The 16,600-nt window shown below is 47.0% G+C and carries 17 protein-coding genes and 1 other RNA gene; 14 read left to right on the top strand and 4 right to left on the bottom strand.

Features of this window, described 5'->3' with window-relative positions; genetic code table 11:
• The first annotated feature begins 33 nt into the window (after positions 1-33).
• The 5 genes from petA (at position 34) to K6Y21_RS11490 (ending at position 3,773) form a co-directional block, all read left to right on the top strand.
• The gene (petA, locus tag K6Y21_RS11510) at positions 34-624 is read left to right on the top strand and encodes a ubiquinol-cytochrome c reductase iron-sulfur subunit (RefSeq protein WP_233071995.1); all 591 of its coding nucleotides are present in this window, start codon (positions 34-36) and stop codon (positions 622-624) included.
• Positions 624-1,901, top strand: a complete 1,278-nt coding sequence (locus K6Y21_RS11505) for a cytochrome b (RefSeq protein ID WP_233071994.1) — start codon at positions 624-626, stop codon at positions 1,899-1,901. Before petA ends, K6Y21_RS11505 begins: the two co-directional genes overlap by 1 nt.
• The gene (locus K6Y21_RS11500) at positions 1,901-2,638 is read left to right on the top strand and encodes a cytochrome c1 (protein WP_233071993.1); all 738 of its coding nucleotides are present in this window, start codon (positions 1,901-1,903) and stop codon (positions 2,636-2,638) included. The genes K6Y21_RS11505 and K6Y21_RS11500 overlap by 1 nt, the downstream gene beginning before the upstream one ends.
• 83 nt (positions 2,639-2,721) lie before the next feature.
• Entirely contained in the window at positions 2,722-3,357 is a 636-nt protein-coding gene (gene sspA / locus K6Y21_RS11495) for a stringent starvation protein SspA (RefSeq protein ID WP_233071992.1), read from the top strand.
• An 11-nt stretch (positions 3,358-3,368) separates the two neighbouring features.
• Positions 3,369-3,773: a ClpXP protease specificity-enhancing factor gene (locus tag K6Y21_RS11490; protein WP_233071991.1), complete on the top strand. Its 405-nt coding sequence runs from the start codon at positions 3,369-3,371 to the stop codon at positions 3,771-3,773.
• Positions 3,774-3,857: 84 nt separating this feature from the next.
• Here the strand turns inward: K6Y21_RS11490 and dolP are convergent, their stop codons facing one another.
• Genes dolP through K6Y21_RS11470 form a run of 4 tightly spaced genes read right to left on the bottom strand, consistent with a single transcriptional unit; the run spans position 3,858 to position 7,343 of the window.
• The gene (gene dolP, locus K6Y21_RS11485; RefSeq protein ID WP_233071990.1) at positions 3,858-4,433 is read right to left on the bottom strand and encodes a division/outer membrane stress-associated lipid-binding lipoprotein; all 576 of its coding nucleotides are present in this window, start codon (positions 4,431-4,433) and stop codon (positions 3,858-3,860) included.
• Between the two features lie 8 nt (positions 4,434-4,441).
• A complete protein-coding gene (locus K6Y21_RS11480; protein WP_233071989.1) occupies positions 4,442-5,029 on the bottom strand; it encodes an SIS domain-containing protein in 588 nt (195 codons plus the stop codon).
• A gap of 6 nt (positions 5,030-5,035) precedes the next feature.
• Complete coding sequence (locus K6Y21_RS11475) at positions 5,036-5,419, bottom strand: YraN family protein (protein ID WP_233071988.1); 384 nt, start codon at positions 5,417-5,419, stop codon at positions 5,036-5,038.
• On the bottom strand, positions 5,373-7,343 hold the full coding sequence (locus K6Y21_RS11470; protein ID WP_233071987.1) for a penicillin-binding protein activator: 1,971 nt from the start codon (positions 7,341-7,343) through the stop codon (positions 5,373-5,375). The genes K6Y21_RS11475 and K6Y21_RS11470 overlap by 47 nt, the downstream gene beginning before the upstream one ends.
• Positions 7,344-7,593: 250 nt before the next feature.
• On the opposite strand from K6Y21_RS11470, the gene rsmI reads away from it, so the two are divergent.
• The 9 genes from rsmI to mraY all read left to right on the top strand — a co-directional run bounded on the left by rsmI (position 7,594) and on the right by mraY (position 16,598).
• Positions 7,594-8,433 (top strand): 16S rRNA (cytidine(1402)-2'-O)-methyltransferase, encoded by an 840-nt coding sequence (gene rsmI, locus K6Y21_RS11465; protein ID WP_233071986.1) that lies wholly within the window; start codon positions 7,594-7,596, stop codon positions 8,431-8,433.
• A gap of 50 nt (positions 8,434-8,483) precedes the next feature.
• Positions 8,484-8,840, top strand: an RNA gene (rnpB, locus tag K6Y21_RS11460) — RNase P RNA component class A.
• A gap of 319 nt (positions 8,841-9,159) precedes the next feature.
• Entirely contained in the window at positions 9,160-9,618 is a 459-nt protein-coding gene (mraZ, locus tag K6Y21_RS11455; RefSeq protein ID WP_233071985.1) for a division/cell wall cluster transcriptional repressor MraZ, read from the top strand.
• A complete protein-coding gene (gene rsmH / locus K6Y21_RS11450; RefSeq protein WP_233071984.1) occupies positions 9,618-10,562 on the top strand; it encodes a 16S rRNA (cytosine(1402)-N(4))-methyltransferase RsmH in 945 nt (314 codons plus the stop codon). The genes mraZ and rsmH overlap by 1 nt, the downstream gene beginning before the upstream one ends.
• Positions 10,559-10,870, top strand: coding sequence for a cell division protein FtsL (gene ftsL, locus K6Y21_RS11445; RefSeq protein WP_233071983.1), 312 nt, complete (start codon positions 10,559-10,561; stop codon positions 10,868-10,870). Before rsmH ends, ftsL begins: the two co-directional genes overlap by 4 nt.
• Complete coding sequence (locus K6Y21_RS11440) at positions 10,867-12,609, top strand: penicillin-binding transpeptidase domain-containing protein (protein ID WP_432757991.1); 1,743 nt, start codon at positions 10,867-10,869, stop codon at positions 12,607-12,609. Before ftsL ends, K6Y21_RS11440 begins: the two co-directional genes overlap by 4 nt.
• Positions 12,609-14,081, top strand: coding sequence for a UDP-N-acetylmuramoyl-L-alanyl-D-glutamate--2,6-diaminopimelate ligase (gene murE, locus K6Y21_RS11435; protein ID WP_233071982.1), 1,473 nt, complete (start codon positions 12,609-12,611; stop codon positions 14,079-14,081). Before K6Y21_RS11440 ends, murE begins: the two co-directional genes overlap by 1 nt.
• A 64-nt stretch (positions 14,082-14,145) precedes the next feature.
• Positions 14,146-15,522, top strand: coding sequence for a UDP-N-acetylmuramoyl-tripeptide--D-alanyl-D-alanine ligase (locus K6Y21_RS11430; RefSeq protein WP_233071981.1), 1,377 nt, complete (start codon positions 14,146-14,148; stop codon positions 15,520-15,522).
• Complete coding sequence (mraY, locus tag K6Y21_RS11425; protein WP_233071980.1) at positions 15,516-16,598, top strand: phospho-N-acetylmuramoyl-pentapeptide-transferase; 1,083 nt, start codon at positions 15,516-15,518, stop codon at positions 16,596-16,598. Before K6Y21_RS11430 ends, mraY begins: the two co-directional genes overlap by 7 nt.
• The last annotated feature ends 2 nt before the right edge of the window (positions 16,599-16,600 follow it).

Genomic DNA, 16,600 nt, shown 5'->3' with positions numbered 1-16,600 from the left:
AATAATCGCGGAGTCCGTAGGGAGAGTTTTTGGATGAGCAATGCGCCTGTGAATACTGGCCGACGTATGTTTCTTACTGCGACAACAGCCGTTGTCGGAGCAGTAGGGGCTGTGGGTGTCGCCGTGCCATTTATCAAATCATGGAACCCGAGTGCTAAGGCTAAAGCCGCTGGTGCACCGGTGGAAGTGGATGTAAGTAAAATTGAACCTGGTCAATTAATTCGTATTGAATGGCAAGGTAAACCGGTATGGGTCGTATCCCGTACCGAAGCTGCATTAAAAGATCTTGCAGCCCATGATGACAAATTACGAGATCCTAATTCGCAGGAGCCTCAACAGCCTGATTATGCTGCCAACCCAGAGCGTTCAATCAGGCCTGATATATTTGTTGCTGTTGGTATTTGTACCCACTTAGGCTGTTCGCCGACGTATTTGCCAGATAGCTTTGGTGAACTTGTTGAAGGCGTGAAAAGTGGTTTCTTCTGTCCGTGTCACGGCTCTAAATTTGACATGGCAGGACGTGTATTCCAAAACGTACCGGCACCGTTGAACTTAGCTATACCTCCTTATCACTTTAAAGATGAGAATACTGTACTAGTAGGTGTATCAGAGGGAGATGCATAATGATTAAAGGACTAGTGACAGGTGTCATAGATTGGGTTGATGCGCGCATTCCTATGTCTGACACTTGGAATAAACATTTAGCCCAATATCCAACGCCAATCAACTTTAACTTTTGGTACTTCTTTGGCTCATTGGCCATGTTAGTACTGGTTAACCAAATCCTAACAGGTATTTGGCTAACCATGAACTACAACCCTTCTGCGGAAGGCGCGTTTGCTTCTATCGAATACATTATGCGTGATGTGGAATATGGCTGGCTGCTCCGCTATATGCATTCTACGGGTGCCTCTTTCTTCTTCATCGTTGTTTACCTGCACATGTTCCGTGGCCTTATTTATGGTTCTTACCAAAAGCCGCGTGAGCTGATCTGGGTATTCGGCATGTTGATCTTCTTCGTCCTGATGGCTGAAGCCTTCATGGGATACCTACTTCCTTGGGGACAAATGTCATTCTGGGGTGCACAGGTAATTATTTCATTGTTTGGTGCTATCCCTATTATTGGTGATGACCTAACACAATGGATCCGTGGTGACTTCGTTATCTCTGGCGCAACCTTAACGCGTTTCTTCGCATTACACGTTGTTGCTTTACCGCTTGTGCTAGTTGTACTTGTGTTCTTACACATAGTTGCACTGCATGAAGTGGGTTCTAATAACCCTGAAGGTATTGAGATCAAGAAGAAAAAAGGCACTGTTCCAGAAAGCGAACTGAGCCCATTTAAATATCACAAACAGTTCTCAGGCAAAAAAGACATCGTTGATGCGGCTCCCTTCTTCCCTTACTTTGTAGTGAAAGATGTAGTGGGTGTGGCTGTATTCCTGTTCTTCTTTGCGGCAGTGATTTTCTACTGGCCAGAAGGCGGTGGTTACTTCCTTGAGCCACCTAACTTTGAACCGGCAAATGGTTTGAAAACACCTGAGCACATTGCACCTGTTTGGTATTACACGCCGTTTTACGCGATTTTACGTGCTATCCCAGACAAATTACTTGGTGTTATTGTGTTTGGTAGCTCGGTAGCTATCTTAATCTTCCTACCTTGGATTGACCGTGGTAAGGTTCGCTCGATTCGTTACCGTAGTACGTTGCACAAACTAAACATTGTTCAATTTACAATTTGTTTCATTATCTTGGGTATTTTGGGTGCACTACCAGCGACACCGCTGTACACCATTATCTCTCAAATATGTTCATTTGGTTATTTTGCCTTCTTTGTCTTGCTGTTTATCTACAGTAAAAATGAGAAATGTAAGCCAGTGCCAGAGAGGATCACCAAATAATGAAAAAGTTACTTATTACTTTATTTGCGCTGCTGCCAAGCCTAGTGCTCGCAGCGGGTCCAAGCATCCCTTTGGACAAAGCAGATTACGATTTAACCGATAAAGCATCACTGCAAAATGGTGCCAAGTTGTTCATGAACTACTGTTTTGGTTGTCATGCTACGGGTTATCAACGTTATGAGCGTGTTGCTAATGATCTAGATATTCCAAATGACATCATGATGGATAATCTTGTGTTCACCGACCAAAAGATTGGTGACCTAATGCACAACGCCATGGACAAGAAAGAAGCGGCTAAATGGTTTGGTGCAGCGCCACCGGATCTAACCTTAGTTGCCCGCTTACGTGGTGCTGATTGGTTGTACACTTACTTACGTTCGTTTTATGCTGATCCAAGTCGCCCATTTGGCGTGAACAACAGCGTGTTCCCGGACGTGGGGATGCCTCATGTTCTCGAAGAACTGCAAGGTATTCCCAATGCGGTTTTTGAAACTGAAATGGTTGATGGGGTAGAACACAAGACCTTAGTTTCTATTGAAGCCGATGGTAGCGGTGAGCTTAGTACAGATGAATATAACCAAGCCGTATTAGATATGGTAAACTTCCTTGTCTATGCTGGTGAGCCGATGCGTGTTGAGCGTGAACGTCTAGGTGTATTCGTATTAGGATTCATCTTTATCTTCTTCATAATTGCCTACTTACTGAAGAAAGAATTCTGGCGCGACGTTCATCATTAATCGAGCCGCAATAAAAATTGTTACTAATGGCAATGGGGTTTAGCCTCATTGCCTTTTTATGTTTGTGAGAGTTGGAGGATTAAATGGCAGTTGCTGCTAATAAACGCTCTGTGATGACCCTATTTTCTGGTTCATCGGATTTATACAGCCATCAGGTTCGTATTGTGTTGGCTGAAAAAGGCGTCAGTGTCGAAATCACTCAGGTGGATCCCGACAATTTACCCGCTGAGTTGATTGAGCTCAATCCATACCACACGGTTCCTACTCTAATCGATCGTGAACTTGTGTTATATGAATCGCAAATCATCATGGAATACCTAGATGAGCGCTTCCCACATCCTCCATTAATGCCCGTTTACCCTGTAGCACGTGGCACTAGTCGTCTGATGATGCACCGCATCAAGAATGATTGGTACAGCTTAGCTGACACCATCATGACAGGAACGGCTGATCAAGCTCAAGCAGCGCGTGCGAAGTTGAAAGAGTCCTTAACTACCATTGCCCCTGTATTTGATGAAATGGACTACTTTATGAGCGAAGAGTTCACCTTGGTGGATTGCTATATGGCTCCGTTATTATGGCGTTTACCTGAGTTGGGCATTGAGCTTAACGGCCCTGCAATGAAAGGCATGAAAGGTTATATGATCCGCATTTTTGATCGTGAGTCTTTCCAAGCGGCGCTTACCGAAACAGAACGTGACATTCGTGTGCTAATCTAGTGATGAGTGAAATGACCCCGAATCGCCCTTATCTACTAAGGGCATTTTATGACTGGATTTTAGATAACGAGTACACACCTCATCTCGTGGTTGATGCCATATTGCCTCATGTGGCAGTGCCTCAGCAGTTTGTTAAAGATGGCAAGATAGTATTAAATATCGCGCCAAGTGCTGTTACGGCATTTAATATGGACAATGAAGCGGTGAGTTTTAACGCTCGTTTTTCTGGCTCGCCCTTTCAGGTATACATACCTGTTTATGCCATTGAAGCTATCTATGCGCGTGAAAATGGCGCTGGAACCATGTTTCCTGCTGAGCCGGTTTATGATGAGATGCTCGCTCAGGAACAAGCGCCTGAGCCTTCTGAGCCAGCCGCTGAGGAAAAACCCAAGCCTGGCTTGCGTGTTGTAAAGTAAATAAAAAAACCGCTAAGTTAGCGGTTTTTTTGTGTCCGGTGTTATGCCAAGCCAATGGCAATTTTGTTCCTAGCGCTAGCTTTATTATTCGGGGATATATTCAAATACTTTAATCACTTGCGTAACCCCCTTTACGTGACGGGCGACGTCAACGGCTTTGTCTGACTCTTTCTCGGTGACGAGACCAATTAAAAACACTTCCGTATCTTCGGTAACCACCTTTATTCTCAGTGATGCGATTTCAGGTGTATCTAACAACAATGATTTTACCTTTGTCGTGATCCAAGAATCTGAACTTTGTTTAGATAAACTGATAGGTTTCTTTAGCCTGATCTCATTGAAAACACGCCTTACCCCATCAATGTTCTTGACCATCTTTTCAACTTGACTCTTGTTGGCGCTGGTCGGGGTTTGGCCAATCAACAGCACATTGCCATTATTTGCAATCACCGAGATCCTTGATGCTTGGTATAGGGTAAGCTCCTCTTTGATTGCTCCATAAGCCTTTGACTCGATGTTCTGATCACTCATCTGTACGGAAAGGCTACGGCTATCACCCGCGACAGAGGCGGTGCCAGCTGCGCCAGCAACAATGACACCCGCGCAGCCTTGCATCAGTGTCAGGCTGGCAGCGAAACTTATAATTAACAACGTCTTCATATTAATACTCAACTCTCGGTGGAAAACAGGGTTTGATCGATTAGATCACTGATACAGTTCAGTACAAAAAGGTGCATTTCTTCAATGCGACAGCCTTTAGGCGAGGGCGTGCGAATTTCTACATCGGTCTCGCTTAATAAGCCTGCCATTTCCCCGCCGTCACCACCGGTCAGTGTGACTATTTTCATGTCACGGCTAACAGCGGCTTCAACGGCTTTAATGACATTTTTGCTGTTGCCACCATGAGAAATGGCTAACAGAATATCGCCGGCTTGGGCCAATGCTCTAACTTGCTTTGCATAAATTTCATCGAAATGGGTGTCGGTGGCAATGGCTGATATCAGGGTCGAATCTGGGGTGATGGAGATAGCGGGCAGACTCGGGCGCTCGGTCTCAAATTTATTGAGTAAGTGAGAGGCAAAAATTTGCGCGAGGGCCGCATTACCCCCATTGCCGCAAACAATGATTTTATTACCGTTGAGTAGGCTGTGGACCATCATCAAGGCGGCTTTTTCTATGTATTCCGGTAATGCTTCTGCTGCGGCAATTTTTGTTTGAATGCTTTCGGTAAAGTTTTCTTTTATTTTATCGCGCACTGTCGCTTACTCCTGGAATGCGTTTTTAAGCCAAATAGGCTCGCCTGCTGATTCGAAAGCGATGATATCGAAACGGCAATAGACTTCAAAGGGTTTTTGGCTGAGGTAATGTTTTGCTGTTTTTAAGATACGGTTTTGCTTACTGGTTGTGACTGATGCTAGGGGCCCACCAAAGTCTTTATTACTACGATAGCGAACTTCAACAAAGACTAAGGTGTCTCCGTCTTGCATAATAAGGTCAATTTCGCCAAAACGACATTGGTAGTTTTGGGTGATTAGCTTCAAGCCAGCCGCAGTTAAAAACTGGCTGGCTTGATCTTCATATTGATTGCCAATCTGGCGTTTAATATTCGGCCTCGTTGTCGACAGTTGCTTGGTTTTCGTCTTCAACTTGTGTATCAGGTTCAAGCAAAATCTCTTCATCAAAACTGATCCGGCTCTGTTCATCAAGCAAGGTATTCAGGCTTGTATCTTCAACCGACTTGGCAGTGCCGTATTGATGGTCACCTTGTCCGCGGTTGATGGTTTGTGCAGAAACCAATACCCGCTCGCCATTTTCATAAGTAGCCCAAGCCAGGTAATTGTCTATGTTCGCATCACCATTTAACTTCAATGCACCAGAGAGCCCTTGCACTTGGTAGTCAGGATCCGCGCGCAGCGCTGCCAGCTCAGGAACCAAATGCCATGCGTCAATGCCTAATGCATAGAAGCGTAGGTCGTCTAAATCACGATCTGGCCATAGCATTTGCGCTTCGGTCAGCACAGGGTTTTCTGGCTCAAGGATCACCGGCAAGTCGCTGTATAATACGCCAGTTAAGTCTTGCTTCTCAGAATGGTTCATGTTGGCTGGGTGGCTTCGAGCCCCTGAGTAGATTTGGATGGGAGGTAGTCTTGGGTCGACCGTGACATCAAGAAATGGCTTAAACATACGCAGCTCAACGGGTTGTGCCACAACATAAAACCCATCGATATCTTGGCGGTGGCGGGTTTGTGTTTTGGCATCAAATGCAACTTGTTGACGAATACGATTAGCACGATTGCGGCTTAATTCACCATGCATTAAGCTGGGTACAAAGGTTTGTAGCTGATTACGATTGGTAAAATAATGGATTTCAGGCTCATAGCCTGTTAATTCTTGCCACTTATCACTAAACGCGGTGGCCATACGTGAGCCAAAGCTGCCTTTTGCGGCGACCACGACAGGATAGGTTCTGCCATCGTCAAACATCTTTTGTGCGGTTTGCTCCGCTTCACCTTCAGGTGACAAAGAGAAGAAAAATTGCTGAGCGTTTTGCGGCATGCCTTCAAAACGATTTAGCGCCAGCATGGGCAGTTGGGAGTTGATAGCCACGAGGCGAGCAACATTACTTTTTAGTAAGGGGCCAACAATAAAGTTACTACCTTGGTTTATTGCATTTTGGTACAAGGTTTCTACGTCGTTGGCATTGGTATCATAAAAATTGACCACAGAAATAGCGTTGCTATCGGTATAGGCTTTCAGCATACCGTCGCGGATAGCTTGGCCTTGAACCTGATATTTACCGGTTAAGGGTAGAAAAACAGCAATATTATCCGTTGCGATGGGTTGCGCATTGAAGCCTTGTAACAAAGCCGTGGGGGCAAAAGTGGCTGCAGGGTGGGCAACAAACTCACTTTGCCAAAACGCAACTTGTTGTTTTAAGACATCCGGTTGAATGCTGAATTGCTTATAAATCAGTGCGAGGTCTAACCAAGCTTGGGTGCTTGCATCTACTGTGGTTTGGCTAAGTTGTTGTAGCTCGTCTTGACTATGGTTAGTCAGTAAGCGCCAAATTTCGTCATTGTTAGCTTGGAGCGCTTCCGCTGAGCTGAGGTAGCTTCCCAACTGGATTAGAGTCAACATAGCCGGTGTATTTTGGCCAAGGTTAAGCTCGGCACGGCTCTTCGTGTTTAAATAACTTGGCCAAGCTTGGCTGCTTAAATACTGGCTATCAACCTGTTTTAAATATTCGAGGGCACGGGTAGAGTTACCTTCAATGGTGAAGCTTTGCGCTTGGATCAGGCTTTTTTCAGTGTGTTGTTGAGGCGATAGCGGCACCTTGTCTAACTGTTGTAATACAGCAAGGGCTTGTTGGGTATGGCCGCCCGCTAAAAACGAACGCGCAGCGAGTAGCTGCCAATTAATGTTGTTCGCGCCTTGGGTTTTGGTGGCTTGCTCTAAATAATAGTCTGATGTGGCCGTTAACGGGGCCATTACGGCTGGCGGCGTCAATTCACTCGCACTCTTTGACTGCTCGGTGGTTGTACAGGCACTTAATGTGAGAAGGGTCGCCAAACAAAGGCTGCTGCGTGTTACACTAAAAGACTTAAATAAAGAGTTCAAAACCATTAGTTCATTTTCCACTGTAAATGTGTGCATAGTTTAATCGCCTGATGTTTTTTTAACAATGACTGTGGCGCGAACAGCGGGAATTAATTCTGGATTATCTTTTATTGTCGAAAACTTGGCTGTCTGCGACAAAAAATGTAAATAGCTATAAAAAACAATCACTCGGCTTTGTCGCCAAGAGAGGATAAACAACACAATGCTAGAAACTGCCGCCTTATTTATTGTGCCTACCCCGATTGGCAACATCAAAGACATCACAGAACGTGCCCTTGAGGTATTGAGCCAAGTGGATCTTATCGCCGCTGAAGATACCCGTCATACCGCCAAATTACTTAATCATTATCAAATCAGTAAACCTTGCTTTGCACTGCATGATCATAATGAGCAACAAAAGTCCGCTGCGCTAATTGCAAAGATGCAACAAGGACAATCCATTGCGCTCGTCTCAGATGCTGGAACACCACTTATCAGCGATCCGGGTTATCATTTAGTGAATGATTGTCGTGCAGCGGGCATCAATGTTGTGCCATTGCCAGGGCCTTGTGCTGCTATTACAGCCTTAAGTGCCTCTGGGCTGCCTTCAGATCGATTTTCATTTGAGGGTTTTTTACCCGCCAAAGATAAGGCAAAAACCGACGTGTTGACCGCCTTAGCCGAAGACACTCGTACTCTGGTTTTTTATGAGTCGCCTCGTCGCGTGCTGGATACGGTAGAAAAGATCATTGCGGTGATGGGGCCCGAGCGAAAAATCGTACTGGCTCGGGAAATAACGAAAACCTTTGAAACCATACATGGCGGCCCAGCAGGGGAAATATTGCCTTGGTTGCAAGAGGATGACAATCGGTTACGTGGCGAGTTTGTGCTTCTGATTGCCGGTTTTAAACCCGATCCAAATGCGTTAACCCAGCCAGTATTGCAAACATTAGCCCTACTGATCAAAGAGTTACCCCTCAAAAAAGCAGCGGCATTAACAGCAGAGATCCATCAGGTTAAGAAAAATGCCTTGTACAAATGGGGAATAGAAAACTTGTCATAACCCGCTTGGCGCATTGCTATTTCATATGGGCCTAGCTATAATCCGCGCCCTGAGTTGGCCAGACCGTCGTCGCTTGTTCATTTAGGTGAATAGGGGGAGGAAAGTCCGGGCTCCACAGGGCAGGGTGCCAGCTAACGGCTGGGGGGCGCGAGCCTACGACAAGTGCAGCAGAGAGAAGACCGCCTAAGCGCATAGCGCCGGTAAGGGTGAAAGGGTGCGGTAAGAGCGCACCGTACCGCTGGTAACAGTGTGTAGCAGGGTAAACTCCACCCGGAGCAAGACCAAATAGGCTTCCTTACGGTATGGCCCATATCGGAAGCGGGTAGGTTGCTTGAGCCAGTGAGCGATTGCTGGCCTAGACGAATGACGGTTCACGACAGAACCCGGCTTATCGGCCAACTCACCAAATCTAACCAGGTAGACGCTGTCTACCTGGTTTTTTTTGTCATCAAAATCAGCTGTTCACACGTTTTGAGGTGCGTAAGTCATTGTTGAAGATGAATTATTCTTCACAAAAGCGCAAAGCTGCAAAAATTAATCATAATCCCCATCCGTTAATTACATCTAAATCATAGGCTTCCAGATTGTGATGAGAAATTAAACAAAATAATGCGACATGGAATCATGATCCTCACTTGCATTGGTTGAAAAGCGCCTTAAAATTAGGTTTTGTGGGAAAAAGTGTAGATTTGTGGGAATTTGGGGCTAAGTTAAGGACGTTATCACGTGTTACGCGGTGCTCAAGGGATCAACCTTGATAGTAAAGGGCGTTTCGCCATACCAACGAAATACCGCGACTGGCTATTCGATGAGTGCCAGGGGCAATTGGTGTGTACCGTGGATATTTGTCACCCCAGCTTATTGCTTTACCCATTACACGAGTGGTTAGAAATAGAAAAAAAGCTGAGCAAACTGTCCAGTATTCAGCCGCAAGAACGACGCTTACAGCGATTGTTGTTAGGGTACGCCACAGACTGTGAATTGGATAAAGCGGGGCGTATTTTGTTAACCGCCCCCCTGCGACAATACGCTGGGCTTGAAAAAAAAATGATGTTGGTTGGCCAACTCAATAAATTTGAACTTTGGGATGAAGCGAAATGGCTAGAGCAAGTTGAGCAAGATGTGGTGGCTCAGCGTCTCAATAGCGAAACGCTTTCTGAAGGATTACAGGAATTTTCTCTTTAATGACAACTGAATTTGTCCATACCACCGTACTACTTGATGAAGCCGTGGCAGGGTTGAATATTCAACCTGACGGTATCTATGTTGACTGTACCTTTGGTCGCGGCGGTCATTCCCGCCATATCTTATCGCAGCTTGGCGCCAACGGTCGCCTTATCGCCATTGACCGTGACCCGCAAGCCATTGCCGTTGGTCGTGCCCTTGCCCAGCAAGATCCTCGTTTTCAAATCGTCCATGGCCCTTTTTCTGGTTTGGCTCAGTATATAGAAGAGCTTGGCTTAACCGGCAAGGTGGATGGTGTTTTGATGGATCTTGGGGTGTCTTCACCTCAGCTTGATGATGCCGAACGTGGTTTTAGCTTTTTGCGAGATGGCCCACTGGATATGCGCATGGACCCCACTTCTGGCATCAGCGCGGCCGACTGGCTTGCTAAAGCGGATGTTGACGATATTGCTTGGGTATTAAAAACCTTTGGCGAGGAGCGCCATGCCCGTAAAATTGCCCGTGCGATCGTGATGGACAGAGTGGAGCGTGAGCCATACACCCGCACCAAACCCTTGGCCGAGATGATCGCTCGAGTCAATCCGAGTAAAGAAAAGAATAAGCACCCTGCTACTCGCACATTTCAGGCCATTCGTATTTATATCAACAGTGAGCTGGAAGAAATAGATAAAGCCTTAATGGGGTCACTCGATGTGCTTAAGCCTGAAGGCCAGCTATCTGTGATTAGCTTCCATTCTTTAGAAGATCGCATGGTTAAGCGTTTCATTCGCAACCAAGAAAAGGGGCCTGAAGTGCCCGCAGGTTTGCCTTTAACCGAAGAACAATTAAATCAAGGGCGAACATTAAAATCCGTGGGTAAGGCCATGAAACCGAGCAAGGAAGAAATAGAACAAAACCCGCGAGCAAGGAGCTCTGTGTTAAGGGTTGCCAAAAGGTTAGCATGATTTTTAAACCCAGTTTGTTACAAATTGTTGTTAAAGACTTGCTTAAATACAAGTTTACCTTGTTATTGGCGTTAGCTGTTGCAGCTAGCGCCTTTGCCGTTATATTAGCGACCCATGAAACACGCCTGATGACGGCAAAGCGAGAGATGCTTCGAGCAGAAAAAGACAACCTAGACATTGAGTGGCGTAACTTATTACTGGAACAAAATGCCTTGGTTGAGCATAGCCGGATCCGGCGTATAGCCAATGAACAATTAAACATGCAGCGGGCGAAAGGTGAGTCTGAACAGGTGGTTGAATTACCATGATCAAGCGTAATCCGAAAGCAAAACCAAATTTCATTAACTGGCGCTTTATGACGGTGTCGGTGGTGATCGTGTTGGTCTTTGCTTCGTTGCTTGCTCGAGCCGCCTACATTCAAATTATTGAACCTGATCGACTGCAAAAAGAAGGCGACTTGCGTAGCTTGCGCACCACGTCAACTCAGGTGCAACGGGGCATTATAAGCGATCGCAATGGAGAGCCGCTCGCCATCAGTGTGCCAGTCCAGGCGGTATGGGCCGACCCTAAGGTGATTCACGAAAAAGGCAGCTTAAGTAACAGCAAAGCATGGCAGGCGTTATCTGATGTATTGTCAGTAGAAACAGAGAAACTGCTCGCTAAGGTCGAAAACCCCAAGAAGCGCTTTATCTATTTAAAACGTCAAGTCAGCCCAGCAATGGCGCAATACGTTAACCAGCTGGCACTGCCTGGCGTCTACCTTAAGCCTGAATCTCGTCGCTTCTACCCCGCAGGCGAAATAAGCTCACAAATTATTGGCTTTACCAACATCGATGACAAGGGCCAAGAAGGCATTGAAAAGGCTTACGATGACTGGCTTACGGGCATTCCAGGGCAACGTAAAGTGCGTAAAGATCGACATGGGCGTGTGATTGAAGATATCTCGGTCGTAAAAGAAGCGCAGCAAGCGAAAGATATTACACTCAGTATCGATCAACGCATTCAGTCTATTGCTTATCGCGCATTGAAAAAATACGTCAAGCTAAACCGTGCGACTTCCGGCTCGGCCGTGGTGATTGACGTGACCAACGGCGAAGTACTGGCCATGGTTAATTCGCCTTCATTTAACCCGAATAACCGCGGCCAATATCAAAGTTTTAGGGTTCGTAACCGCGCCATCACCGATACCTTTGAGCCGGGCTCGACCGTGAAGCCCTTTGTTGTGGCGAGTGCACTCATCAATAATGTGGTTGAACCCGATGCGGTGATAGATACCTCACCCGGTTGGATGCGAATTGGCGGGCGCCGAGTGGCAGACCATCGTAATTATGGTGAAATGGACTTAACCACCATCTTACAAAAATCGAGCAATATCGGGGTTAGTAAATTAGCGCTGGAGCTGACGGCGCCACGTTTACAGCAAACTTTTGCCGATGTCGGATTAGGCTCGGATACTGGTATCGGTCTTATCGGTGAGACATCAGGCTTGTTGCCATCGCGTCGTCGTTGGTCTGATTTTGAATTAGCCACCATGTCATTTGGTTACGCCATCACGGCCAATACCTTACAGCTAGCACAAGCCTACGCCATTCTTGGCAGCGGTGGCGTCAGCTACCCCTTATCTATGGTGAAGCGGGATCAAGCGCCGCAAGGTGAACAAGTCATGCCCAAAGAAACGGCATTGCGTCTTGTTAGTATGCTTGAGAGCGTGACGCAAAAAGGGGGGACGGGGACCCAAGCGCAAGTTGAGGGATACCGTGTCGCAGGTAAAACCGGTACTTCTCGAAAAGCCGTTGCAGGGGGGTATGGTGATGATTATGTGGCTGTGTTTGCGGGAGTGGCACCTGTTTCTAATCCAAGGCTAGCGATTGCGGTTATCGTTAATGAGCCCAAGGGCGACCGTTACTACGGCGGTGATGTTGCTGCGCCTGTGTTTGCCGAGGTCATGGGGGGCGCGTTGCAATTACTCAATGTCGCCCCTGATGATAAGGCGGTGCGTTTAAGTCGTCAGCGTCCCATCAGCGAAGCATTAATACAGGAGCCATAATGATGAAATTATCTGATCTACTTGATCATCTCGCTCCTGAAGTGAGTGATATTAGTTTTACTGGCTTGTGTCTGGATAGCCGTAAGGTACAAGCCGGCGAGCTGTTTGTTGCGATTAAAGGTTCGCAGCAAGACGCGGCGGCCTATGTGCCTCAAGCCTTAGCTAATGGTGCGGTGGCTGCGTTGGTTGAAACCGAGAGCCCAGAGCAAGATGGGCAATATGATTTCGGACCGCAAGGGCAAGCCATTATTTCTCTCTATCGGTTGTCGCATCAGGTTTCAGCCTTGGCTGGGCGCTTTTATCAACAGCCCGGTGAGCGAATGACCTTAGTTGGGGTGACTGGAACCAATGGCAAAAGTACGATTTGCTGTTTGATGGCGAACTGGTTGACCTTGTTGGGGCAACGCGCTGGTGTACTAGGTACCATAGGCAACGGCTTATACGGCCAGTTGGTTGCGGGCTTAAATACCACAGGTAGCCCGATTGAAATTCAGCACCAGCTGGCTGAGTTACAGCAACAAGGTGCGCAATGGGTCGCAATGGAGGTGTCTTCTCACGGTTTAGACCAACACCGCGTTGCCGCTTTGCCTTTTAATACCGCTATTTTTACCAACTTGACCCGAGACCATTTAGATTATCATGGCACCATGGCCGCCTATGGGGCAGCCAAAAGACAGTTGTTTGACTTCGCGTCTTTAGAGCACAAAATTATTAACTGCGATGATGAACTTGGCCTAGTTTGGCTGGCTGACATGCCGGATGCCATCAGTGTTGGTTTTAATCGACCTGCCAATCATCAAGGCCCGTTTTTACAGGTCACCTCGGTCCAGTATTTAGCCCATGGCTTGCAGTTTGATTTTGTGTCCAGTTGGGGCGAGGGGCAAATACAAGCTCCCTTGTATGCTCAGTTTAACGTCTTTAATCTCGCTTGTGTGTTGGCGGCCCTCCTTTGTCAAGGCGTTGAGTTAGCTGGTTTGCTGCAAACCGCCTCGAAACTCTCTCCCGTTGATGGGCGCATGGCACGCTTTATTGCTGACGATAAACCTACCGTGGTCATTGATTATGCTCACACCCCCGATGCACTAGCACAAGCTTTACAAGGGTTAGCATTACATTGTGATGCAAAATTATGGGTGCTGTTCGGCTGCGGGGGGGATCGTGATAAAGGTAAGCGGCCATTGATGGCTCAAGCCGCAGAGCAATATGCCGATCAGGTGATCGTGGTCGATGATAATCCGCGAACAGAGCCCGCGACTGAGATTGTCGCCGATATTATGGCCGGGTTCACGCGTCCAGAGCTGGTCAATGTCATTCACGATAGGGCCAGTGCGATAGCGTTTGCATTAATGAATGCAGCGCCGTCCGATGTGATTTTAGTGGCAGGCAAAGGCCATGAAACATACCAAATTATTGGTCAGGAAACGTTTTATTATAGCGACCGAGACACGGTCGAGTCTTTATTGCAGGGGTAAGGCGCAATGTTAATTGAGTTATTATCTTCTGAATTTTTGTTAGTAATTGGTTAATAGGTAACGCATGATCCGTTTAACTCTCAAAGAGATAGCTGCAGCGGTAGAGGGCCAGTTTATTGGTGCTGATGCAGACATAACCAGTGTCACCACGGACACGCGACAAATCGCGGCGGGAGATTTATTTATTGCCCTCGTTGGCGCTTCATTTGATGGTCATGAATTTGTTAACCAAGCTGCGCAGCTTGGCGCTGCTGCGGTGATCGTTGAACGTGCGTTGGATGTGGATATCGCTCAAATTGTGGTGGCCGATAGCCAGCATGCCTTAGGGGCATTGGGCGCGTTTGTGAAGGCCAAGGTCAATCCTAAGACGGTCGCCATCACAGGCAGTAACGGCAAAACCACCACCAAAGAAATGGTGGCAGCTATTTTGGGACTTGAAGGTAAGGTGCTCGCCACGGCGGGGAATTTTAATAACGAAATTGGTGTACCACTCACCTTATTACGCCTGACTCATGAGCATCAATTTGCGGTCATTGAATTGGGTGCTAATCACAAGGGCGAAATTGCCTATACCAGTTCGTTAACCCGCCCCGATGTGGCGTTGATAAATAATGTGATGCCTGCGCACATTGAAGGTTTTGGCTCTATTCAAGGGGTGGCCCAAGCTAAAAGTGAAATTTTCTCTGGTTTAAAAGAGCACGGGGTTGCCATCGTGAATGGCGACAGTGACTTCTTAAGTTATTGGCAACAAAGAGTAAAAGATAAACCTCTGAAATGGTTTTCGAGTCAAAATCAAGATGCCCATGTGTTTGCCACCGACATTGAGTTGAACGAACAAGGCTTAGCCTCATTTATCTTACATGCAGCTCAAGGTCAGCAAGCCATCAGCTTACCTGTTCCCGGCCTACATAATGTTTCAAATGCCTTAGCGGCGGCCAGTTTATGTTTAGAAATCGGGGTGAGTTTGGCCACCATCGCCGCAGGGGTTGGCCACATGCAAGCGGCCAAAGGGCGGTTGAATGTGCATCAAGTGCGCCCAAACTTAACCGTCATCGACGATACCTACAATGCTAACCTAGCTTCGGCGCAAGCTGCGATAGATTTACTGGCGCTTTACCCGGGCAAACGCATGTTTGTGGTCGGTGACATGGGCGAGCTGGGCGATCAAGCCCGTCAATATCATCAAGCCTTAGGTGAATATGCGTTAGCTAAGCAGGTCGATGCGGTGGCTGCTGTTGGCGTGTTGAGCTTGCATACCGCAGAAGGCGCCGCGAGTGTCGGCCACTATTTTGCTGACAAGGCGGCCTTATATGCTTGGTTAGCAGAACAATTATTAGACGAAACACAACCCATTAGCATTTTAGTGAAAGGCTCACGCAGTGCCCATATGGAAGAAGTTGTTGCATTTATTAATCAAAATCAAAAGGCGCAAGCATGTTAGTTTGGCTGGCTGAGCTATTAACGGCTCATTTTTCTTTTTTCAACGTAGTGTCATACCTGACGTTTCGTGCGGTAATGAGTATTTTAACCGCATTAGTGGTTGCCTTGTGGATGGGCCCCAAGTTAATTCGCCGTTTGCAACTGCTGCAAATTGGCCAAGTGGTACGCCATGATGGGCCGGAGTCGCACTTTAGTAAACGGGGTACGCCAACCATGGGAGGCGTACTGATAGTGGCGGCCATTGCTATTTCTACCTTACTGTGGGCGCGCTTAGATAATAGTTACATCTGGGTGCTATTGTTTGTGTTATTTAGTTTTGCGGCCATTGGCTTTGTTGATGATTACCGCAAGGTGGTGCACAAAAATACCGATGGATTAATTGCGCGCTGGAAATATTTTTGGCTTTCGGCTGCGGCTATTTCAGTCGCTGCATTTTTGTATTTTACCGCCAACAGCGAAGGGCAAACTCAGCTTGTCGTGCCTTTTTTCAAGGATGTGATGCCTCAACTTGGGCTATTTTTCATCATTTGGACCTACTTTGTCATCGTGGGCAGCAGTAATGCGGTGAACTTAACCGATGGCCTTGATGGTCTCGCTATTATGCCTACTGTGATGGTGGCGGCCGCCTTTGGTATCATTGCCTACTTAACAGGTAACGTTAACTTCTCGTCATATTTATTTATTCCCTATATCCCGCAGGCCAGTGAAGTTTTGGTTGTGTGTATGGCGATAGTCGGCGCAGGGCTTGGTTTCTTATGGTTTAACACGTATCCGGCACAAGTTTTTATGGGCGATGTGGGCTCACTTTCTTTGGGGGCCCTATTGGGTACGATTGCGGTATTGGTGCGCCAAGAAATTCTACTGGTGATCATGGGCGGCGTGTTTGTGATGGAAACCTTATCCGTTATTTTGCAGGTGGGCTCTTATAAGTTACGTCGTCAACGCATTTTTCGCATGGCACCTATCCATCACCACTATGAGCTAAAAGGTTGGCCCGAGCCTCGGGTGATAGTGCGCTTTTGGATCATTACTTTAGTGCTGGTACTAGTGGGTCTAGTGACGCTTAAGTTACGTTAATT

Origin of the sequence: Motilimonas eburnea (assembly GCF_021295345.1) — a bacterium.
Lineage (GTDB): Bacteria > Pseudomonadota > Gammaproteobacteria > Enterobacterales > CBDFNC01 > Motilimonas > Motilimonas eburnea.
This window is presented reverse-complemented; position numbering and strand designations above follow the sequence as displayed.